Source organism: Bradyrhizobium sp. (assembly GCF_019244115.1).
Taxonomy (GTDB): Bacteria; Pseudomonadota; Alphaproteobacteria; order Rhizobiales; family Xanthobacteraceae; genus Bradyrhizobium.
This window is the reverse complement of the sequence record NZ_JAFATE010000122.1, coordinates 1-21,569: the sequence shown is the minus strand read 5'-3', so window position 1 is coordinate 21,569 and position 21,569 is coordinate 1. Positions and strand designations below refer to the sequence as shown.

At 64.0% G+C, this 21,569-nt stretch carries 18 protein-coding genes and 1 pseudogene; 12 read left to right on the top strand and 7 right to left on the bottom strand.

Translation table 11 applies throughout. The annotated features are described in order from the left end of the window. The 3 genes from JOZ76_RS05800 to JOZ76_RS05790 all read left to right on the top strand — a co-directional run. On the top strand, positions 1 to 421 hold a 421-nt coding region (locus JOZ76_RS05800; protein ID WP_441299984.1), incomplete at its 5' end, for an efflux RND transporter periplasmic adaptor subunit. Further along, entirely contained in the window at positions 414 to 3,605 is a 3,192-nt protein-coding gene (locus tag JOZ76_RS05795; protein ID WP_291697671.1) for an efflux RND transporter permease subunit, read from the top strand. The genes JOZ76_RS05800 and JOZ76_RS05795, both read left to right, overlap by 8 nt. Before the next feature lie 23 nt (positions 3,606 to 3,628). Next, entirely contained in the window at positions 3,629 to 4,000 is a 372-nt protein-coding gene (locus JOZ76_RS05790; protein ID WP_291697670.1) for a hypothetical protein, read from the top strand. 217 nt (positions 4,001 to 4,217) lie between these two features. Here JOZ76_RS05790 and JOZ76_RS05785 read toward each other — a convergent pair whose 3' ends face one another. Continuing rightward, entirely contained in the window at positions 4,218 to 7,334 is a 3,117-nt protein-coding gene (locus JOZ76_RS05785; protein WP_291697669.1) for an EAL domain-containing protein, read from the bottom strand. 234 nt (positions 7,335 to 7,568) lie between these two features. On the opposite strand from JOZ76_RS05785, the gene JOZ76_RS05780 reads away from it, so the two are divergent. Together JOZ76_RS05780 and JOZ76_RS05775 are read left to right on the top strand one after the other, a co-directional pair. Further along, the gene (locus JOZ76_RS05780) at positions 7,569 to 7,841 is read left to right on the top strand and encodes a hypothetical protein (RefSeq protein WP_291697668.1); all 273 of its coding nucleotides are present in this window, start codon (positions 7,569 to 7,571) and stop codon (positions 7,839 to 7,841) included. 487 nt (positions 7,842 to 8,328) lie between these two features. Next, the gene (locus tag JOZ76_RS05775) at positions 8,329 to 8,898 is read left to right on the top strand and encodes a LabA-like NYN domain-containing protein (RefSeq protein ID WP_291697667.1); all 570 of its coding nucleotides are present in this window, start codon (positions 8,329 to 8,331) and stop codon (positions 8,896 to 8,898) included. A 213-nt stretch (positions 8,899 to 9,111) separates the two neighbouring features. Here JOZ76_RS05775 and JOZ76_RS05770 read toward each other — a convergent pair whose 3' ends face one another. The 3 genes from JOZ76_RS05770 to JOZ76_RS05760 form a co-directional block, all read right to left on the bottom strand. Further along, entirely contained in the window at positions 9,112 to 9,501 is a 390-nt protein-coding gene (locus JOZ76_RS05770; RefSeq protein WP_291697666.1) for a response regulator transcription factor, read from the bottom strand. Positions 9,502 to 9,632: 131 nt separating this feature from the next. Further along, positions 9,633 to 10,313, bottom strand: coding sequence for a response regulator transcription factor (locus tag JOZ76_RS05765; protein ID WP_291697672.1), 681 nt, complete (start codon positions 10,311 to 10,313; stop codon positions 9,633 to 9,635). Further along, positions 10,313 to 12,985 (bottom strand): PAS domain S-box protein, encoded by a 2,673-nt coding sequence (locus tag JOZ76_RS05760; protein ID WP_291697665.1) that lies wholly within the window; start codon positions 12,983 to 12,985, stop codon positions 10,313 to 10,315. Before JOZ76_RS05760 ends, JOZ76_RS05765 begins: the two co-directional genes overlap by 1 nt. Before the next feature lie 828 nt (positions 12,986 to 13,813). Here JOZ76_RS05760 and JOZ76_RS05755 point away from each other — a divergent pair. The 3 genes from JOZ76_RS05755 to JOZ76_RS05745 all read left to right on the top strand — a co-directional run bounded on the left by JOZ76_RS05755 (position 13,814) and on the right by JOZ76_RS05745 (position 14,910). Next, on the top strand, positions 13,814 to 14,224 hold the full coding sequence (locus tag JOZ76_RS05755; protein ID WP_291697664.1) for a hypothetical protein: 411 nt from the start codon (positions 13,814 to 13,816) through the stop codon (positions 14,222 to 14,224). Next, positions 14,221 to 14,409 carry a hypothetical protein gene (locus JOZ76_RS05750; protein WP_291697663.1) on the top strand — a complete coding sequence of 63 codons (189 nt, stop codon included), beginning with the start codon at positions 14,221 to 14,223 and terminating at the stop codon, positions 14,407 to 14,409. Before JOZ76_RS05755 ends, JOZ76_RS05750 begins: the two co-directional genes overlap by 4 nt. 135 nt (positions 14,410 to 14,544) lie before the next feature. Beyond that, positions 14,545 to 14,910, top strand: coding sequence for a hypothetical protein (locus JOZ76_RS05745; RefSeq protein ID WP_291697662.1), 366 nt, complete (start codon positions 14,545 to 14,547; stop codon positions 14,908 to 14,910). Positions 14,911 to 14,927: 17 nt separating this feature from the next. Here JOZ76_RS05745 and purB read toward each other — a convergent pair whose 3' ends face one another. Then, positions 14,928 to 16,235, bottom strand: coding sequence for an adenylosuccinate lyase (gene purB / locus JOZ76_RS05740; protein WP_291697661.1), 1,308 nt, complete (start codon positions 16,233 to 16,235; stop codon positions 14,928 to 14,930). Between the two features lie 468 nt (positions 16,236 to 16,703). Here purB and JOZ76_RS05735 point away from each other — a divergent pair, with 468 nt between their 5' ends. Then, a complete protein-coding gene (locus JOZ76_RS05735) occupies positions 16,704 to 17,300 on the top strand; it encodes a TetR family transcriptional regulator (RefSeq protein ID WP_291697660.1) in 597 nt (198 codons plus the stop codon). A 94-nt stretch (positions 17,301 to 17,394) separates the two neighbouring features. Here the strand turns inward: JOZ76_RS05735 and JOZ76_RS05730 are convergent, their stop codons facing one another. Further along, positions 17,395 to 18,048, bottom strand: a complete 654-nt coding sequence (locus JOZ76_RS05730; protein ID WP_291697659.1) for a response regulator — start codon at positions 18,046 to 18,048, stop codon at positions 17,395 to 17,397. Further along, entirely contained in the window at positions 18,045 to 19,418 is a 1,374-nt protein-coding gene (locus tag JOZ76_RS05725; RefSeq protein WP_291697658.1) for a sensor histidine kinase, read from the bottom strand. The genes JOZ76_RS05730 and JOZ76_RS05725 overlap by 4 nt, the downstream gene beginning before the upstream one ends. Before the next feature lie 355 nt (positions 19,419 to 19,773). Between JOZ76_RS05725 and JOZ76_RS05720 the strand changes: the two genes are divergently transcribed. The 3 genes and pseudogenes from JOZ76_RS05720 to JOZ76_RS05710 all read left to right on the top strand — a co-directional run. Continuing rightward, positions 19,774 to 20,535, top strand: coding sequence for a MotA/TolQ/ExbB proton channel family protein (locus JOZ76_RS05720; RefSeq protein ID WP_291697657.1), 762 nt, complete (start codon positions 19,774 to 19,776; stop codon positions 20,533 to 20,535). Then, on the top strand, positions 20,525 to 21,199 hold the full coding sequence (locus tag JOZ76_RS05715; RefSeq protein WP_291697656.1) for a hypothetical protein: 675 nt from the start codon (positions 20,525 to 20,527) through the stop codon (positions 21,197 to 21,199). The genes JOZ76_RS05720 and JOZ76_RS05715 overlap by 11 nt, the downstream gene beginning before the upstream one ends. Then, positions 21,192 to 21,569, top strand: a pseudogene (locus JOZ76_RS05710) (hypothetical protein); the annotation flags it as partial. The gene JOZ76_RS05715 and the pseudogene JOZ76_RS05710, both read left to right, overlap by 8 nt.

Here is a 21,569-nt window from a genome sequence, read left to right as displayed (position 1 = left end):
TCACAGCGGCGACCAGGTTTTCATCGATCCGACCGACGGCGGCGCCGCGATCGAGGCCCGCATCGCCTATCTCTCGCCGGTCGGCAGCAGCGAGACCCAGAGCGCGCTGGCGCGGGCCGTGGTCGCCAATGGCGACCAGCGGCTGCGCCCGGGCCTGTTTGCGACCGGCCGTCTGACGCTGTCGAACAAGAACGTCCCAATCGCGGTCAAGACCTCGGCGCTGCAGACCGTGGAAGACCATCCTGTCGTGTTCGTCCGCTCCGGCGACAAATTCGAGGTGCGCGAGGTGGAGCTCGGCGAGCGCGATTCGGAGTTCGTCGAAATCACCTTCGGCCTGCTCGAAGGCGACGTCTACGCCGCCCGCAACAGTTTTATCGTCAAGGCCGAGATGGCCAAGGGCTCGGCGGTGGACAATGATTGACACCCTGTTGTCCTTCGCGATCCGCCAGCGCCACCTGGTGCTGATCGCGGTCCTGGCGATGGCCGCGCTCGGCATCTGGAATTTTTCGGAGCTGCCGATCGACGCCGTTCCCGACATCACCAACATGCAGGTCCAGATCTACAGCCGCGCACCGGGTTATTCCCCGCTCGAGATGGAGCAGCGCGTCACCTTCCCGATCGAGACCGCGATGGCGGGCCTGCCGCGGCTGGAGAACACAAGATCGCTGTCGCGCTACGGCATCAGCCAGGTGACTGTGATCTTCAAGGATGGCACCGACATCTATTTCGCGCGGCAACTGGTGGGCGAGCGCATCCAGCAGGTGCGCGACCAGCTCCCACCCGGGATCGAGAGCGCGATCGGGCCGATCTCGACCGGGCTTGGCGAAATCTTCATGTACACGATCGAGGCGCGGCCCGGCGCGACCAAGGCGGATGGTAGTGCGTATAGCGGAACCGACCTGCGGACCGTGCAGGACTGGATCGTCAGGCCGCGGCTCAGAACGGTTGCCGGCGTCAACGAAGTCAACTCGGTCGGCGGTTTCGAAAAGCAGTTTCATGTGCTGCCCGATCCCACCCAGCTGATGGCGTACCGGCTGACCTTTCACGACGTCATGGCGGCGCTCGCCGCCAACAACGGCAATGTCGGCGCCGGCTATATCGAGCGAAACGGCGAGCAATATCTGGTCCGCACACCCGGCCAGGTGGCGGGCCTCGATGAGATCAGGGACATCGTGATCGGCTCGCGCAATGGCGTGCCGGTACGCATCTCCGATGTCGCCGAGGTCCGGGAAGGCACCGACCTGCGGATCGGGGCTGCGACACTCAACGGCAACGAGGTCGTGCTCGGCACCGCGATGCTGTTGATCGGCGAGAACAGCCGCACCGTGGCGCAGCGCGTCGCCGCGAAACTGAAGGAGATCACAGCCTCGCTGCCCGAGGGCGTGATCGCGCGCACCGTCTACGACCGCACCAACTTGGTCGATGCGACGATCGCCACCGTGGCAAAGAACCTGCTCGAGGGCGCAGCTCTGGTGATCGCGGTGCTGTTCCTGATCCTCGGCAATTTCAGGGCGGCGATCGCCACGGCCTGCGTCATTCCGCTCGCCATGCTGTTCACCATCACCGGCATGCTGCAGAACCGGATCAGCGCCAATCTGATGAGTCTCGGTGCGATCGATTTCGGCATCATCGTCGACGGTGCCGTCATCATCGTCGAGAACTGCCTCCGGCTCCTTGCTGTCGAGCAGAAGCGGCTCGGCCGCATCCTGAGCCAGGAAGAGCGCTTCGCGACCATTCTGGCCGGTAGCCGCGAGGTGATCCGGCCGAGCCTGTTCGGCACCTTCATCATCGCCGCGGTCTATCTGCCGATCCTGACGCTGAGCGGCGTCGAGGGCAAGATGTTCACGCCGATGGCGCTGACGGTGCTGATGGCGCTCGCCGGCGCCAGCATTCTGTCGCTGACGTTCGTGCCGGCGTCCGTGGCGCTGCTCGTCACCGGTCGCATCGCCGAGCATGAGAATCTCTTCATGCGCGGGGCGCGGGCGATCTATGTGCCGCTGCTCGATGCTTCGCTGCGAAGCAGGTTCGGCGTCGTATCGATCGCCGTGCTGCTGGTCATCGTGTGCGGCATCGCCGCCACCAAAATGGGCGGCGAGTTCATTCCGAGCCTCGACGAGGGCGACGCGTCGATGGAGGTTTTGCGCATCCCCGGCACCAGCCTGACGCAGGCGGTCGAGATGCAGGAGATGCTGGAAAAGAGCCTTTTGAAATTGCCAGAGGTCATGGACGTGTTCGCGCGGACCGGGGCTGCGGAAATCGCCACCGATCCGGTGCCGCCGTCGGCGACTGATGGCTACGTGATGCTCAAGCCGCGGGCCGAGTGGCCCGATCCCGCCAAGCCGAAGGCGGTCATTGTCTCCGAGATCCAGGCCGCGATGGACGATGTGCCGGGAAATCTTCCCATGCTCTCGCAGCCGATCCAGCAGCGCATGAACGAGACGGTGGCGGGCATCCGCACCGATGTCGGCGTCAAGATTTTTGGCGACGATCTCGATGTCCTGCTTCCGTTGGCCTCCCGGGTCCAGGCCATTTTGCAGAAGATCGAGGGCGCGGCCGATGTCAGGGCCGAGCAGGTCGAGGGCCTGCCGGTCCTAACCGTCAAGGTCGACCGCCAGGCGCTGTCGCGCTACGGCATCAACATCGCGGATGTGCAAAATCTCGTGGAGATCGCGGTGGCCGGCAAGAGCGCCGGAAAGCTGTTTGAGGGCGACCGCCGTTTCGACATCGTGGTGCGGCTTCCCGAACATCTGCGCTCGGATATCGAGGCGCTGAAATCGCTGCCGATCCCGCTGCCGCCGGTCGAGAAGGAGGTCAAGGCCGCGCCGGCGCTGTGGGGCAATTCGCCGCTCGCCCAGATCCGCTACGTGCCGCTGTCGGAGCTTGCGCAGATCAGTCTGGCGGCCGGGCCGAACCAGATCAGCCGCGAGGATGGCAAGCGGCGCATCGTGGTGGCCGCCAATGTGCGCGGCCGCGACCTTAAATCCTTCGTGACGGACGCGCAGGCGGAGGTGGCGCAAAAGGTGAAACTGCCAGCGGGCTACTGGATCGGCTGGGGCGGGCAGTTCGAGCAGCTGGTCTCGGCCGGGCAGCGGCTCGCCATCGTGGTGCCGCTCGCGCTTTTTTTGATTTTCGTGCTGCTGATCCTGAGCCTCGGCTCGGTCGGAGATGCGCTGCTCGTCTTTTCCGGCGTGCCGTTGGCCCTGACCGGCGGCGTCGTGGCGCTGCTCGTGCGCGACATTCCGCTGTCGATCAGTGCGGCGATCGGCTTTATCGCGCTCTCGGGGGTGGCCGTGCTCAACGGCCTCGTCATCATCGTCTTCATCGAAAAGCTGCGCGGCGAGGGCCTTTCGCTGCGCGAGGCGGTGCGGCAGAGCGCGCTGACGCGGCTGCGTCCGGTGCTGATGACGGCGCTGGTCGCGTCCCTCGGCTTCATCCCGATGGCGACTGCGAGCGGGGCCGGTGCCGAGGTGCAGCGGCCGCTGGCCACCGTCGTGATCGGCGGGGTGATCTCGTCGACGATCCTCACTCTGTTGGTGCTGCCGGCGCTGTACCTTTTGTTCCGGCGCGATCAAACCAAGTCCGAGAGACCTGAACAGCCGGCATAGATCAAGTGAAGGGGAGGGCCGTCATGAGGTTCGTCGTGTTGTTGCTCGCGGGCCTGATGCTCGCGAGCCCCGTGCTCGCCGAGGATTACGAGAAGGGCCCGAACGGCGGGCTGATGCTCGACGTCGCCGGCATCGATGCCGAACTCCTGACCTCCGGCACCAAAGTCACCATCAACGTGTTCGATGCGAACAAGCCGGTGCCGGTGCCGACCAAGGGCTACGCCGGCGCGGTCCTGATCGTGAGCGGCAAGGCACGCGAGACGGTGCCGCTGGCGCCCTCGGGCGACAATTCGCTGACCGGCGACGCCAAGGGCGCGATCGCATCCGACGCCACGGTCACGCTGACGATCCGTACCGCCGAGGGCAAATCCGGCCAGGTGAAGTTCAAGAAGTGAGCTCTCATTTTGCGGGAAGATCTGCCCGCGAATGCGCTTCACCTCTCCCCGCTTGCAGGGAGAGGTCGCATCGCATCTTAAGATGCGATGCGGGTGAGAGGGACTCTCCGAGAGCTCGGTCTTATTTGAGGCTGCCCCTCATCCCAACCCTCTCCCCGCAAGCGGGGAAAGGGGGCGCACCGCCGATGCCGTCGCAACGAAATCTTCGTCTTGCGGTTCAAGCCGACAGCGCCGCCCTATCAGCGACGGTGCCGTCGACGAGGTCGCGATAATGCTCAATCGGCTTTGGACGCCCGATCAGAAAACCCTGTATCTCGTTGCAGCCTTCCTTGACCAGCGCGGCGAGCTGCTCTGATGTCTCGACGCCTTCGGCCAGCACGGGCAGACCGAGGCCGTGCGCAAGCCCGATCACCGCGCGGACGATGGCGAGCGAACGCCCGGCGCGGCCGAGCGCCGAGACGAAGGAGCGGTCGATCTTGATGCGATCGAGCGGCAGCGCCTCAAGATAGGAGAGCGACGAATAGCCGGTGCCGAAATCGTCGAGCGCAATGCGCACGCCGAGCGATTTGAGCTGGTCCAGGATGGCGGAGGCGCGCGTCACGTTCTCGATCAGGACGCCCTCGGTGATCTCGAGTTCGAGCCTTTTGCCCGAGAGCCGGGTTTCCTGCAGCACCCGGCCGATCAGCGCCTCCAGATTGTCGCGGCGGAACTGCACCGCGGAGACGTTGACGGCGATCTGCAGCTCGCTCCGCCATGACGCGGCTTCCCGGCAGGCCTCGCGCAGCACCCACTCGTCGATCGGCACGATCATGCCGCTCTCTTCGGCGAGCGGGATGAATTCCGACGGCGGCACCAGGCCGCGAACCGGATGGTTCCAGCGTACCAGCGCCTCGAAGCCGATCACGCGTCCGTCGTGGGATTGCTGCGGCTGGTATTCGAGATAGAGCTGCCCTTCCGTTATCGCCGACCGCAGATCGTGCTCCAATGCGCTGCGCTCGCGAAGCTGCTGGTCCATGGCGGCAGTGAAGAAGCGGATCGTGCCGCGGCCCTCATGTTTGGCGCGATAGAGCGCAGCGTCCGCATTCGCGAGCAGCGTGATCTGATCGGCGCCGTCCCTCGGATAGATGGCGATACCAATCGAGAGGTCGAGGTCGAACGAGTGGTCTCCGATGTCGATCCTCTCATCGAGCGAATCGCGCAGCCGCGTCGCCAGCAGTTCGGCCGCGGCGGGCAGCGGCTGCAGCTCGGTCACGGCGACGAATTCGTCGCCGCCGACACGAGCCAGGAAAGCATCGGGACCGGCCTCGACGAGGCGCCGCGTCACCCTGCGCAGAACGAGGTCGCCCATGGCGTGGCCGTGAAGATCGTTGATCTGCTTGAAGCGGTCGAGATCGATGCACAGCACGGCGAAGCCGCCGGGATTGGTCTGCGCGCTCTCGATGGTCCGGCGCATATGGTCGTCGAGTGCCACGCGGTTCGGGAGATCGGTCAACCCGTCGTGACAGGCCAGATAGCGGATGCGCTGCTCGGCCTGATTGCGATCGGTCATGTCGAACGCCACGGTCACATGGGCTTCGGTGCCATTGTAGCGGAGCTCGCGCCGCTCCACGACGAGCTCGATGATCCGTCCGTCCGCGGTGCGGTGGCGGCAGAGCTGCGCGCCCACATCGGCGGCCGGAGCCGCGTCGGCGGCGCGCGAGGCGCTCGCCACGCTGAGATCCCCCTCGCTCATGGCGAGAAGCTGCTCGCTGGAATAGCCGTAGTGGCTGCACATCGCCGCATTGACCGCCAGGAAGCGGCCGGTCGCGGAATCGGCGACCCACATCGGCAGCGGATTCTCCTCGAACAGCAGCCGGAACGACGCCTCGCGCCGCTTCAAATCGGTGATGTCGATGCGCACGCCGATGACGCCGCCATCGCCGGTGCGGCGTTCCTCGACGCGGACCCAGCGGTCGCCCGGGAGCTGCTGCTCGTGCGAACTGTGGTCCTGAAGATGGCGCGCCAGCCGCGCCTGCAGCCATTGCTCTTCCTCGCCCCGCGCTTCCGGATATTGGCCGCGGGCCAACCCGGTGCGCAGGATGTCCGTAAACGTCGTGCCCGACGTCATCACGTCCTGGCTCATCGGGTAGACGTCGGCATATTGCCGGTTCCACAACACCAGCCGGTCGTCGCTGTCGTAGATCGCAAGGCCCTCGGACACCACGTCGAGCGCTTCGACGAGCCGCCTGTGCGCCGCCCGCGCGGCAAGCTCGGCGCGCTCGGCGTCGGCCTTGGCGGCGCTGAGCGCAAGCTCGGTCTGGTGCCGCTCGGTGATGTCCTCATGGGTCGCGACCCAGCCGCCATCCGGCATCGGACGGTGGCAGATGCGAACGACCCGGCCGTTCTTCAGCTCGACGATGCTGTCGGAGGCCTGATCGTTGATGACCGGGGTCTGGCGCCAGCGAAGATAGTCCTCCTCCGTCATCGATTTCGGTGACGTGCCCGCCCTGAAGCGCAGGCCGACGATGTCCTTGAGCTGCAGGCCGGGCCTGATGTCGGCGGGCGAGAGCGCGTAGATCTCGCAATACTGCCGATTGCTGACGCTCAGCCGCTGTGCGCCATCGAAGAAACAAAGCCCTTGGGACATGTTGTTGAGCGCGGTATCGAAACGCGTGGCAATCGTCTCCGCGCGCGTGCTTTCGTCGGCGAGCTTCGCGTGCGAGGTCACGAGCTCGACCATGCCGGCAAAATCCGCATTGAGCATCCGCACCAGCAGGGCCAGGAACATCGCCAGGTTGGCGCCGATCCAGACCAGCATCGTATCGCTCGACAACAACAGCAGCAGCGCAATCGGCAGCCCTGATATCAGGAGGTTCAGCCGCGCGGCGCCAGGCAGGCTGGCGAGGCAATAGGCGCTGCTCGCGGACGCCATGAAGATAACGAGCGTGATCGGCGCGCGGAGTGTCACATCGACGCTGCAGAACAGTGCGCCGGTCCAAATCAAGAATCCGACACTGAGCGTCGCCGTCAGCGCACGGGCGTTCACGAGCTGTGCGCGGGCCTGCTCGGCGGTCGGCACATGGCCGCGCAGCCGCACCCAATGCGTCATCCGGTAAATGCAGGCGGCGAGCAGCAGGACGGGAAACACGAGGCGCAGCCACCAGGGGAGCGTCGCGGGCGTCACGATGGCGACGCTGATGCTGTCGAGAACCAGCACGCCGTAGAGGATCGGAGCCTGGGTGGTGAGGCGGCGGAACTGCTCGCACAGCAACGCGCGCGCCAGCGGCGTGTCCGGGCCGCCGATCGCAAACCAGGCGCGGATCATGTTCGCCAGTCCCTGTGCGGTGGTCGTCACGCCCTTCTTGGCCCCCGATTGGATTCGGAGGATAGGGCCAAACGCAAAAAAGGCGGTAAAAATGCTTGGTAAGTGTGTAATTAAGGTCGCCGCAATCGATGGGCCGAGGGTTAACGGGCGGCAAATGCGGCGGGACGAAGTGCTGGCGGATTCGGAATACTAACGCTCGAGCTTGCCGGCCGCGCGGCCCTTATTACCTTTTGCGGGAGCGGCGCGAGCGGAAGAGATCGCCTGATGGTCACCTCGTCGATCAGCTATCAAATCCTGTTTCCGGCTCCCTATAGGATCGAACTCGCCAAGCTGCGCCAGCAGCTCGAACAGGCGCATTTCGCCTGGGTGCAGGAGTGGAAGCAGCGGCAGGCCGACTTCAGAATCGAGAACATCCGATTCAACCATGATCCGCTCTGGAACAAGCGGGTCTTCAGCCTGCAGGCGGCGCGCGACGGCCAGATCTGGTTCTGGCGCCCCACCCGCGCGCTCGTCTTCTTCGGCGCCTTCTCGATCTGAGCGATTCTCCCGCCGGCGACGCCCGGCCGCTGGTGGCGCCGACACTACAAACCTTGGTTTAGCTCGCGCATACCTTGTGATGCCGGCTGTTTACCTCCGTACGATTGAGGGCGCGGCCGGTGCTGCCTTAGGTTTTGTGCTGCTCTGCAATCTTTCATGTCACGTTCTGCCGTTTGATTTGAGCGTTTCCGAGCGAAGAGGGGACCGGTTCGCGCGAGGAAAACGCGTCAAGGCTGGAGCCTCCGTTCCGATGCAGTCGGAGCGGAAAGGGCTCCAGGATGCAGTGTGGCGTGTCTGACATTCGCTTCAATCTATTCGCGGCTCCTCGAAGCGAATGTCGGACACGCCACACCCGCATCTTTAAGTTGCTCGTGTCCTTCCGTTCTGGCGTTCGTAAGCGAGTGCGCTGCAAGGTGATACGAAAGTCAGAACCGGGGCACGGGTCCTTTCAATGCCGTTGTCTTTAACATCGAGGTCAGCGCCAGGAATGTCAGTCAGCACCACCCGAATCGCGCTGTTCATCGACGGCGCTAACCTTTACGCCTCGTCGCGGACACTCGGCTTCGACATGGACTACAAGCGTCTGCTCACCGAGTATCAGGCGCAGGGCACGCTGTTGCGTGCGTTCTATTACACCGCGGTGGTCGAGGATCTGGAGTATTCGCCGATCCGCCCGCTGATCGACTGGCTCGATTACAACGGCTACACGGTCGTGACCAAGGCGACAAAGGAATTCGTCGATGCCTTTGGCCGGCGCAAGGTGAAGGGCAGCATGGATGTCGATCTGGCCGTCGACGCGATGGAGCTCGCAGCGCATATCGACCAGATGGTGCTGTTTTCCGGCGACGGCAATTTCCGCCCTTTGGTGGAAGCCGTGCAGCGCCGCGGCGTCCGTGTCACGGTGGTCTCGACGGTCGCAACGCAGCCGCCGATGGTTGCCGACGAATTGCGGCGCCAGGCAGATGTCTTCGTCGATCTTGCGGAACTGCGCGTCAAGATCGGCCGCGAGCCGTCCGACCGCTCCGGTTCGCGCGAACAGTCTCTGGCGCCGCTCTGAACGAAATTTGAAGCAATCGCGTGGGGCGCTCGTCGCGGTGGCGCGACTCCCTCCCTCCCGAAGGGGCCCGTGACTGGGGGTGAATGGGGAGGGAGTCGCCGTCGCGCGCAACTGCCGACATCGCACGTCTGGTCTGGTGGGATTGAGCGCTTTCGAACGAAGTGGGTACCGGGTCGCGTGAAGAAAACGCGTCAAAACAAGAATCGTCGCCGATCAGGCGCCGACGCCACCGCGCTGTTGCTCGAGCGCCGTGTCGATGCATTTGATCAGGCTCGGCGCGGCGAACGGCTTGGCCAGGAAGCAGGTCGCTCCGGCCTTCAGCGCGCGGGCGCGCACGCTTTCATCGGGGAATGCGGTGATGAAGATGAAAGGCGCGGTGTGGCCGCGCCTGCGCATGCTCGCCAGCAGTTCGAGGCCATTCATGGTCGACATCTGCACGTCGGCGATCACGCAGCATGTGGTGTCCAGATGCGGCGATTGCAAGAATTCCTCGGCCGAGGCGAAGGTGTGCACGACATAGCCGCGCGATCGCAAAAGGTTGTTCATCGCAGCGCGGACCGAGGCATCATCGTCGACGACTGAGATGACCGAAGGCGTTGACAAAGACCCCCCTCCTTGGCGCGGGAAGGCGTCCCGCTAAGCACGGTCGCCCCAGCTGAAAAGTGAGCCCGCGCAGACGATTGTAAAATCATACTTAGGTTTGTAACGCCGATTCACTTGGGATGGTAATCCGCTCATGTCGTTGGCATCGGCTTGCCGCGGCCGATTCCAAGCGATTCCGCCATGCGGATCAGGTCGGCCAGCGACCGCGCGCCCATCTTCCGCATGATGTGCCCGCGATGAATCTTCACCGTGATTTCGGCGAGTCCAAGCTCGGCGGCGATCTGCTTGTTCATTAATCCGGCTGCTACCAGGGCCAGCACCTCCCGCTCGCGGGGGGTCAGGGTCTCGAACAGCGATTTGAGACCGGCGACGGCCTTGGCGACCTCGCGCCGCCTGCGATCCTGCTCGATCGCCTTGACCACGGCATCGAGCAGATCCTGATCGCGAAACGGCTTTGTCAGAAAGTCGACGGCGCCTCCCTTCATGGCCCTGACCGTCATCGGAATGTCGCCGTGTCCGGTTATGAAGATGATGGGGATGTGGATATTGACCTTGGCGAGTTCGGTTTGCAGGTCGAGGCCGGAGAGGCCCGGCAGGCGGATGTCCAGCACCAGGCAACTGGCGACGTCGGGCAGCCGCTGCTGCAGCATTTCCGGTGCGGAGCCGAACGCCGCAACGTGCAGGCCGACCGACTCGAACAGGTTTGTGAGCGCGCGGCGCACGGAGAGATCGTCGTCGATGATGAAGACGACCGGTTCCTTAAGCTGCTGCTCCGCGGCCGCCGCGCTTTGCGGTGATTTGGGCCGTTCGATCACGACGCTCCCTCTCGGTGCAGTGGCAAGGTGAATCGAAACGTCGTCCCCGTGCCCGCATTGCAGGCCACCGACAACCGTCCGCCGTGAGCCTCGACGATCGAACGACAGATCGAAAGCCCCATGCCCATACCGCCCGGCTTGGTGGTGAAGAACGGATTGAACAGCCGCTCGGTGTCGTGATCGGCGATCCCGATACCGCTGTCCGTGACCGCGACGGTGATGCCTGGGGCGTCGTCCTCGCCCGAAGCGATCAAAAGCTCGCGTCGGCGATCGGTGATCGTCTGCATCGCTTCGATCCCGTTCATCACCAGATTGATGATCACCTGCTGCAGTTGAACCCGGTCACCGAAGATCGGCGGCAAAGTGGGGGCGAGCGCCATGCGCAGCACCACATCATGACTGGTCAGTTCGCGCGCGACCAGCGCCATCACGTCCGTGACGACGACGTTGATGTCGAGCGGCGCCTTCTCGATAGTGGTCTTCTTTGCAAGTGCCCGGACGCGGCGGATCACCTCGCCGGCCCGGTTGCCGTCATCGACGATCCATTCCACCGAACGCCGCGCCGCGCCGAGGTCCGGCGGCGTGCGGTCGAGCCAGCTGAGACAAGCCTCCGCGTTGGTGACGACGGCGGCCAGCGGCTGGTTGATTTCGTGCGCGATCGAGGCGGTCAGCTCGCCGAGCGTCGTCACACGCGTGACGTGGGCGAGTTCGGCCTTGGCCTTGAGCAAGGCCTGTTCGGCCTGTTCGGCCCGGATCATCGCAGTGACGTCGGTCGAGACGCCGCGATAGCCTCGAAAATTGCCGTCCACGTCGAAGAACGGCTTTCCGCTCGTCCTGACATAGATCGGAGCGCCCTCACGGTTCGTGGTGCGATACTCCAGATCGCGAAACGGCAGATGGGCATCGAGCGTCGCGCGATGCTGCTGCCACTTGTCCGGCTCGGCGGCCAGATCGGAGGCGATATCCCAGCGGAAATGGCCCATCACCCCGATTGCGCCCGGCACCTCGGTATGCTCCGAGTAGCGGGTGAAGCGATGGTCCGCGCCGGTCTCCCAGAGCCAGTCGGAAGCGGTTTCGGCATAGTCGCGAAAGCGCTGCTCGCTCTCGCGCAGCGCATCCAGCGCCTTCTCCAGCTTCTCCCTGGCGTGGTATTGCTCGGTCACGTCCATGTGGGTGCCGACGAGTTCGACGATCCAGCCCGTCCGATCCAGGATCGCATCCGCCACCGAATGAACGTGCTTGATCGTGCCGTCCGGAAGCGCGATGCGAAAGTTGAAATCGAGCCGCATAATCTTCTCGCGCACCGCCCGGCGCAACATCTCGCCGAACATGCGAAAGTCTTCCGGAACGACGCGCGCCTGAATAGCCGATGCCGTAGCCGCAGGATCGTCGGGATCGAAGCCGAACAGGCGGTATAATTCGGCCGAGGTGTGCGTGAAATCGCCGCGGATCATGTCCCAGGCCCAGCTCGCGGTGTGGCTGAGGCGCTGGGCCTCGGCGAGGTAGGCCTCGCTGCGCCGCAAGTTGCGCTCGGTCTGCCTGATCTCGGTGACATCCGTGATGGCACCTAGGAACTCGAGATGGTCATCACCATTCGCAACGGCGCGCGCGAGCGAATGAACATGCTTCACCGAGCCGTCCGGCAGCAGCAGCCGGTATTCGTGGTCGTAATCCTTGCGCTCGCGCGCCGCCTGCGCGATGATTCTTCGCACCGCATCGCGATCTTCGGGATGAACGCGCTCGAACACAAGCCGGTTGCTCGGCTTCGTCGCGGCGTCGTACCCGAAGATCCGAAAAGTCTCTTTCGACCAGACGATCTCGCCTCTCGATGGACTCCAGCCGAAGCTGCCGGTCCGGCTCAGCTCCTGAGCCTGAGCAAGATAGGCCTCGCTCTGCCGCAAGGCATTTTCGGCCTGCCTGCGTTCGGTGATGTCCTCGCAGGCGATCAGAATGACGAGCTTGCCGTCCGCGCGCGGCATCGCCTTGGCATTCTCGCGGACCCAAAGCAGGGAGCCGTCCTTGCGGATCTTGCGAACCTCCCAGGTGTGTGATTTGCCGACCGTGTTGAGACAGACCGCGACGCATTTGCGGACGAACTGGCGATCTTCTTCGAGGAAGACGTTCAGTACCGACTGCCCGGTCAGTTCTGCAGGCGCATAGCCGAGTTGGGTTGCGCCGAAGGTGTTGACGTTCAGGACGATCCCGTCCGCATCGACCATGAAGTACATGACCGGATTGTGCTCGAAGACCTCGCGCCATTCCTTTTCGTGGTCGCGCAATTCGGCCTCGGTGCGGCGCAGTCGCGCTACGGCGTCGAGCGCGGCCTCCTCATGCGCACGGGCATTCTTGATCAGCCGCGTCACGATCACGGAGGTCAGAAAGAAGGCCGCCAGCAGCACGATGTCCTGCGCCGCGTCTACCCGCAATTGGAAAACCGGCGGCGTGAAGAAGTAGTTCAAGGCTCCGACGGCGGCAATGGAGAGCAGCGCCGAGGCCGCAAAACTGCCCATCAGCGCAAGCAGCACGATCACGACCAGGTAGGCAAAGGCGCTGGGGGCGAGATCGGCGTGAAGCGAAAACAACGCCATCGTCATCAGAGCGAGCGCGGCCAGGCCCACGCCAAGCTGCAGGGCGAAACCCGAGAAGTTCGTGGTCTGGTAAGGCGTCATGCGCAGACCGTTCCGGCGCTCCTGGCAAGACTAGCGCATTTCGGACCGCAAACGGGCGATTCGTTCCGGCCATCAGAGGTTCGAATGCGACTTTCGGCACGATTCCGCCAAAAGCCGTCGGGTGGGCGCATGGCCGGCGAGGCCAGCAGCGCCCGCGACTACAAACCTTCGTATGGGCTCCTCCGAACCTTTCGATAGCAGCGGTTTACCTCGGTACAATTGAGACAATGGTCGATCTCGCCTTAACCTTGCAAGTGTTCGGAATGGCCGATCGCACCAGTTCGAGTCCCGGTCCCGGCCAAATTTGAGGCAACAGGGAAACCGGGCGCGATCAAAAAACCATCCCGAGTCGGCATCGGCATTAGAACCAGCCGACGGGTCAATCGATGACACCAGCTGCTGAACTTTTCGGAGGCGGCGTATGAGAGTGAAACTCTGCAGTCGGTGTCCCTATACGCCGCATGACCTGGCCGACCACTATGATCCCGCCGCCGCACTTTACGCATGTGCGAGATGCGACGGCGAAATCGGGATCCGCAACAGGTCCGATTCATGCGAAGCCCAGAGGAGACAGCCATGCGCAACAACCTTTCACAGCATCAGCATGACCCCGCCAAGCGCTGCGCCGTTTGCGAAGGACGGTTTGGCCTCGTTCGCTATTACTCATGGCGAACCGCCCTGTGCTCCAAAAAGTGCGTTGATCGCTTCAAGACCCGCAGGGAGGCCGACAGCGCATGGTTGTGCCGATTTCGCGCCGCCTGAGACGCGCCTCCGGGATGCCGCGGCAACGTTCAGCGGCTCCGTTGTGCGGAACCGGGAGCCCGCGCAGTGAATACACGCTGCAAACTCGTCTCGGCGATCTGCTTCTGCTGCCTTGTTTCGATGGGTGCGCTCGCCCAAGAGAGCGGTGAGGGTGGTGGTGCGGCGGTTCCGCCGCGCCACCACCCCCCGCAGGACCGCATGCTGCACGAGAAATTCTATTCGACCTGGCACATGCCGGACCACCCCAATCAGAGCTGCTGCAACATGGCCGATTGCTATCCGACCGAGATCAAGTCCGTCGGCGACCAGATCTACGCGAGGCGCCGGGAAGACGGAAAGTTCATTCTGGTTCCGCCGGAAAAGGTCGAGCACAACCGCGACAATCCCGATGGCAGGAACCACCTCTGCGCTCCTCCGCCCAGCGGCTACAACCCCGTCGACACGGTGTTCTGCTTCGCACTTGGAGGCGCGACATGAACTTCGTTGTGGTGAACGGCCGGATGCCATTCCGGCAAAACTACTGTGTTTGGTGTTGTACACCGATCTACGCAGGCTATCTGCGCGACATCGCCACGCGACTCTGCTACTGCGATCATCAGTGCTATTCGCTCTACCGCGAAAACTCCGCCTTGCTGCTCGGCGGCCGGGTTCGCGCCTCGTGAGGAGCCTCGAGCCGCGAGACCGAAAGCGATTTCTTGAACGGTCAATTGCTGCGACGCATCACCACGGTTTTGAACGTGGCGGTAGGCGAATAAGACAACAATAGAGTAAGCGGCAGAGGACCAGAAGGAGCGCACATGAAATTCGTGCTGGTCAATCACAGGACACCGTTCGGCACGCCTTCCTGTCGCCACTGCTCGCGGCCGCTCGGCGTGGGCTACCTGCGCGAGATCGCCACCCGGCGGCCCTATTGCGATCACGACTGCTATCGCCGCGATGAGACGAGGCGTGCTTTCACACCGTGGTTCGCCGCGTCTGGCCCTACCTCCGAGCTCGCAACAGGTCATGCCGCATCGCTCGGATTGATGGCCTCGCTTACGGCCGCGGCGTGCTGGGGTTATGCGCTGCCGCTCAGCGCGGTTGCGATATCGCTGGTGCAGACCGCGCTCGGCATGCGCGATCTGATGACGAAGGAAGTGGTTCTGGTCCGACGCCCGCGGTGATCAGCGAGGGCGCCGCGTCATGCCTCACCGAACACGCGACGGAAAATCGTGTCAACGTGTTTCAGGTGATAGCCGAGGTCGAACTGCTCCTCGATCTCGGCGTCGGTCAGATATTTCTTCACCTCGGCGTCGTGCTTCAGGAGCGCCTGAAAATCGCCTTGGCCGCGCCAGACCGGCATCGCGTTGCGCTGCACCAGCCTGTAGGCCTCCTCGCGGCTCGCGCCTTTTTGGGTCAGCGCCAAGAGCAGCCGCTGCGAATGCACCAGCCCCGACAGGCGGTCGAGGTTCTTCTGCATGTTGGCCGGATAGATCAACAGCTTGTCGATCAGGCCGGCGAGGCGATTCAGCGCGAAGTCGAGTGTGACCGTGGCATCCGGGCCCATCATGCGCTCGGCCGAGGAATGCGAGATGTCGCGCTCATGCCACAGCACCACGTTCTCCAGCGCCGGCGTCACATAGGCGCGCACCATGCGCGACAGCCCGGTGAGATTTTCCGACAGCACCGGGTTGCGCTTGTGCGGCATCGCTGACGAACCCTTCTGGCCCTCCGAAAAGAACTCTTCGGCCTCCAGCACCTCGGTGCGCTGCAGATGGCGGATTTCGGTGGCGAGCCGCTCCACCGAGGAGGCGATCACGCCGAGGGTCGCAAAATACATCGCGTGGCGGTCGCGCGGGATCACCTGGGTCGAGATCGGCTCCACCGTCAGGCCCATCGCGTGCGCGACATGTGCCTCAACGCTCGGATCGATCTGCGCAAAGGTGCCGACTGCGCCGGAGATCGCGCAGGTCGCGACTTCTTTGCGCGCCAGCACCAGGCGGTCGCGGGCGCGCGAAAATTCCGCATAGGCGTAGGCGAGCTTCAGCCCAAACGTGACCGGCTCGGCGTGGATGCCGTGGGAGCGGCCGATGGTTGGCGTCATCTTGTGCTCGAAGGCGCGCTGCTTCAGCGCAGTCAAAACCTTGTCGATGTCGGCGATCAGGATGTCGGCGCAGCGGACGAGCTGCACGTTCAGACAGGTGTCGAGCACGTCGGAGGAGGTCATGCCCTGGTGCACGAAGCGCGCCTCGGGCCCGACGATCTCGGCGAGATGGGTCAGAAAAGCGAGGACGTCGTGCTTGATCTCACGCTCGATCTCGTCAATCCGCGCCGCATCGAACGTCGCATCGCGGCCCTTTGCCCAGATCGTCTTGGCGGCTTCCCTGGGGATGACGCCGAGCTCGGCGAGCGCGTCCGCCGCATGTGCCTCGATCTCGAACCAGATCTTGAAGCGCGTCTGCGGCTCCCAGATCGCGGCCATTTCCGGGCGGGTGTAGCGGGGGATCATTTTTGGGCTCCGAGCAAGGTGGGCAGGGCGTCTCGGGCCCGTTCAAGGACCTGCTCCCGGCCAGTAATTTTTTACGCCGTGCTCTAGCAGAGCCGCCAGGGCGAGACAAACCCGCTGACGTGCGAATGTCGGAAATGGGGCCGGCACCTCCAGCAGGCGGACGCCGCCTGGCCAGCCCGCCTCTTATCACGGGATATTGACTGACAGATATTGAAATCTGTCAGCGCGATGTCTATCTCCGTTCCACGCCGAGAACGGCGTCGGCCCTCCGGTCGACTTTGAGGAGGGCTCAAGAACTGTACTGGAATACTGCCATGACCCTCGAAATTCTTTATCTGACCGCCCAAATCAAAAACTGGATCAACGTCCGTGTCGCTCGCCACCTGGCGGCAACGGCTGAAAGATTGACGCACTGATCAGCTGCGTGATGCAACAAGACGATCGGGACGGAAACAAAACGGTGCGCGCATGAACGAAGCAGTGGTCCTCACGCCTGAACGAATTCTGGAGGTGACCGAGGACGTGCTCCGTCGCTTTGGGCTCGCCAAGGCGACCGTGGTGGATGTTGCCCGCGCGCTCGACGTCAGCCACGGCAGCGTCTACCGGCATTTTCCCAGCAAGGCGTCGCTGCGCGAAGCGGTCGCCAAGCGCTGGCTCGATCGCGTCAATGCGCCGCTGCAGAAGATCGCCGACAGCTCGGGGCCGGCGCCCGCCAGACTCGAGCGCTGGCTGCGCACGATGTGTGCGATCAAGCACAAGAAGTGCGGCGAGGACCCCGAGATGTTTGCGACCTACCTGACGCTGGCGCAAGAAGCCTGCAAGGTGGTGAAGGCCCATAAGGAGGGTCTCATCGACCAGGTCGCGCATATTCTCGATGACGGCGTGAAGCAGGGCGCGTTCCAGGTTGGCGATGTCAAACTCACGGCGCGCGCACTGTTCGAGGCCACCAGCCGCTTCCACCACCCGGCCCATGCCGAAGAATGGAGCGATCCACAACTGGCGACGCGGATCGACGCGGTGCTGGCCCTGCTGCTCAGGGGCCTGGAGGCGCCGCGCAAACGTTGATCCTGCGGCCTCGTAACCGATCTATCCCCTCATCCTGAGGAGCGCGCTCTTGCGCGCGCGGCTCCTCACCATGAGGGTTTAATGACGTAGTATACTACAGATCAGCAAGGCCGGCTTCGACGGCGAGGCGGACCAGCAGGGCGTCGGTCTTGAGGCCGGTCTTGGACCTGATCAGATAATGATAGTTTTGGACCGTCTTGGTCGACAGATTGAGATTTGCGGCGATCTGTTCGGTGGTCGCGCCGGACGCAAGCTGCCGCAAGATCTCGATCTCGCGTTCGCCGAGCTGGTCGAGTTTTGAGCGCTGGGGATCGAGGCTCTCGGCGGCGAGCGCCTGGGCGACGTCGTCGCTGAGCGCGCGTTCGCCGCGCGCCACCGCGCGAATGGCGCGGACCAGCACCGCCGGCTCGCTGCTCTTGGTCACATAGCCGCTGGCGCCGGCATTGAAGGCGGCCTTCACCTGCGCGGCTTCCCCATGCATGGAAAACACGAGAATACGCGTAGAGCCGTCGCGCGCGCGGATGTTCCGGATGGCCTCGAGTCCGCTGGCGCCCGGCATGGAGATGTCCATTACCACGACATCGGGATTTTGCGCCTTGAATGCGCCGTAGGCGTCGATGGCGTTGTCGGCTTCGGCGACGACGCAAAAATCGCCCTGGTGGTCGAGCACGCGCCGATAACCCTGCCGCACTACCGGGTGGTCGTCGACCAGAAGGATCGAGATGCGTTTTGGCGGGGCCGCTGTCATGCGGCGATCGGGGCGGTGATTGGGATTTTCGCCGCGACGCTGAGGCCCGCTTTGGCGCGCGCGATCGACAGCGAACCGCCGGCCGCGGCCACGCGTTCGCGGACGCCCGTCAGGCCAAAACCCTGCGATTGCGCCACCTCGGCGGCATCGCCGCCGCCATCATCCTCGACACAGACGACGAGCGCGTTCTCCGCGCCGGTGCGCCGTTCGATCCGGAGCAAAATCTCGCGCGCTGCGCTGTGGCGCAGCGAATTGGTGATGCATTCCTGGGCCACACGATAGGCCGTAGCGGCGATGCTGCCGGGAACGTCGGTCAGGTCGCCCTGCAGATCGAGCTGCACCGAAGGCGCGCGCTGCGAGCGCCAGCTCTCGACCAGGCTGATCAGACTCGCCTCGAGCCCGAGCTCCTCGGCCAGCGGATGACGCAGCCGCTTCAAGGTGCCGCGCAGGCAAATCATGATGCGCTGGGTGGCCTCTGAGATCATCCGCGCATCCTGAGCGACCGCGTCCTTGCCAGCTTCGCCGGTGCTTGCTTCGATCGCATTGGCGAAGGCAAGGATGGCGGTGAGATTCTGTCCGAACTCGTCGTGCAGCTCGCGGGCGAGGGTGCGCCGCTCGTCATCGCGAATCTCCAGAAGGCGCCGGGTCAGCGTCACGCGCTGTGCAGTAGCCTGCTCCAGCCGGCCGCCGAGTTCGCCGACCGCCTGTCCGATCATCGCAAGCTGCATCGAACGGAAGCGCGGTAGCGCGATCCGGTAATGGCCATGCGCCATGCGCTGCAATGCAGCAACGATGGCCTGCGCCGGCGCCAGCGCATGCGCAATCGCGGCCGAAGCGAGCAGGCCGATGCCGAGCGCCATCAGCAGCGCGACGTTGAGGATGTCCAGAATGTGCTCCCAGGCGAGGCGAATGGCGGCGTCGGGATCGGGACTGGCCGCCACCGTGCCGGCGATGGCCACGCGGGCGCTGATCGGCTCGGCGATCGCGCTATGACTGCCGAACAGAGCCTGCAGCGTCACCGCGAACCATTTTGGCGGCTGCCGGCCGATGCCCTTGCTCTGACCGCACAGCGGCTGCTCAAAGGGTCCCATCGGATCGAAACGCACGCAAACCCCCGGCGAAATCAGCTTCATGGTCTCCATGGTGCGCCATTCGGGGATCGGCAGCAGATGCTCGTGGGAGCGGCCATTGCGCAGCAGGAGCTGTTGCCAATAGATCGCCTGCAGGGCCTGCGAGACGCGCTCGGCGGAGGCGGCGGTGGCGCGGTCGACGCTGCGATAGGCGTCGATCGTGGTCCACAGGGCAGCCGCACCCAGGCAGAGCACCACGACCAGCAGCAGGCGGACGATGAGCTGAAACATCAGGCGCATGCGATGACCCCATGCGTTGTGGATGTGTGCCAGTGGACGCCGGCACTGACCTTTCCACGTCGTCATGGCCGGGCTTGTCCGGGCCATCCCAGGTCTTTGGCGCAACAAGAAAGACGTGGATGCCCGCACAAGGCCGGGCATGACGAGTCATGGGCTGAGGCCTTGGTATCAGAACAACATCCCTGTTTGGCGGCATTTGCAAGCTTGGGAACTTAAGGGATCGGCAAGTCGGGAAAATTTCCCAATTCAGTCTGGGCATATCTCTTTGGACTGACTCGGCCGGCTCAGCTTAAACTGGCGGCCCCGGCCATCTTGAGAAGCCGTGTGGGAGCATGACCAGGAGCACGCCAAAGCCATGAGTTCCATCGGAGCCACGGGGACCGCACTACAGCTTTCGGAGCTTCCGGAGCGGAGTGCGCTCCTGCAATGGATGATTTTTACCGGGCTCTGCGTCTTTGCTGCGGTGCTGTTGACGCATTACGGGCTCGTCCGCCTGATGATAGCGTCGGACCGCACCTACATTTCGAGCCTCATCGTCGTCCTTTATGTCGTCACCTGCGGCCACTGTTTCTGGCGCACCCGAGCGATCGCGCGCGAGGCCGAACTCGCCAGGCGCTGCCGCACACTGCTGTCGGGACCGGAGGGTGCCCGTGCGCTCGATGGCGATGCGCGCGCGCTGCCGGGGGGGCTCGTCGGCGATCACATCAAAAGCCTCGTCATCAAGGCGCGGGCGCAGGGCAGGGGCCGCATCGACCAGACGCTGCTCTTGCGCTCGCTCGCCGACCGCCTGCGCGGCTCGAACGCGTTCGGTTCCTTCGTCTCCGATACACTGATGAAGCTCGGCCTGCTCGGCACCATCGTCGGCTTCATCATCATGCTGGCGCCGATCGCCGGTCTCGATGCGGCGGACAAGGCCGCCATGAAATCCTCGATGGGGCTGATGAGTGACGGCATGGCCGTCGCGATGTACACGACGCTCGCCGGCCTGGTCGGCTCGATTTTGGTGCGCATCCAGTACTACATGCTCGATGCCGCGACCCAGCGGGTGTTTTCCGATGCGGTCACGCTGACCGAGACGCGCGTCACGCCGGCGCTGGAGCGGGCGCATGATGGATGATTACGGTCTCTATCCTCGCGAGGAGAATTTTGATCCCTTCAGCGTCATGCTGTTCAAGGCGCTGCAGATCGTCGCGTTCTTCTTCTTCATCGCGCTGCTCGCGATCTCGCCGGAGTCGAAGGAAGGCAAGATCGATTCCAAGGCCGAGTTCATCATCACCATGGACTGGCCCGACAACCATCCCGACGATCTCGACATGTTCGTGCAGGACCCCATCGGCAACATCGCCTGGTACCGGCATCGGGAGGCCGGCTTTCTCACGCTCGACCGCGACGATCGCGGGGGTGCCAACGACTTCATCATGGTCAATGGCAAGAAGATTCCCTCGCCCATCCGCGAGGAGATCGTGACCGTGCGCGGCATCGTCGCCGGCGAATACACCGTCAACGTCTCGCATTTCGTGGCCAGGACCGGGCAGCCGGTCGACGTCACCGTGAAGGTGCAAAAGCTCAATCCGTCGGCGCAGGTCGTGTTCGACGATCATGTCACGGTCGATCATACCGGCGACGAGAAGACCGCGGTGCGGTTCCGCCTCGATGCCGAGGGCAAGGTGATCGACGTCAGCCGGCGGCCCAAATCTTTGATGGAGACGTTCCGCAGTTCGTGGCGCAACGGTGCCGACATCGACCCCAATACCGGCGTCCGGAGGATCCGCCGTGACTAGCTTGCAGTCCGTCATTCTCACCCTCGCCGTCAGCTATGCCGTGCTCGGCGCGCTGCTCTTGCTGGTGCTGGTCCGCGCGCGGCTGCCGTGGCCGGCCAAGGCGGTCGCCGTGATCGTGACCAGTGCGTTCTACATCGCAAGTTTTGCCGGCGCGCGCGGGCTTTTGGGCTGGGCTTCGACCGAGGCGCTGCCGAAGAGCTTCAAGCTGCTGCAGGCGCGGATTGTCGAGCCGCATTCGGTCGAAGGCGATTCCGGCTCGGTCTATCTCTGGATCGAGGCGCTCGACGAGGACAACCACCCGAGCGGCGTGCCGCGGGCGTTTCGCCTGCCGTTTACCGATCAACTCGCTGATAAGACTCACACCGCGATG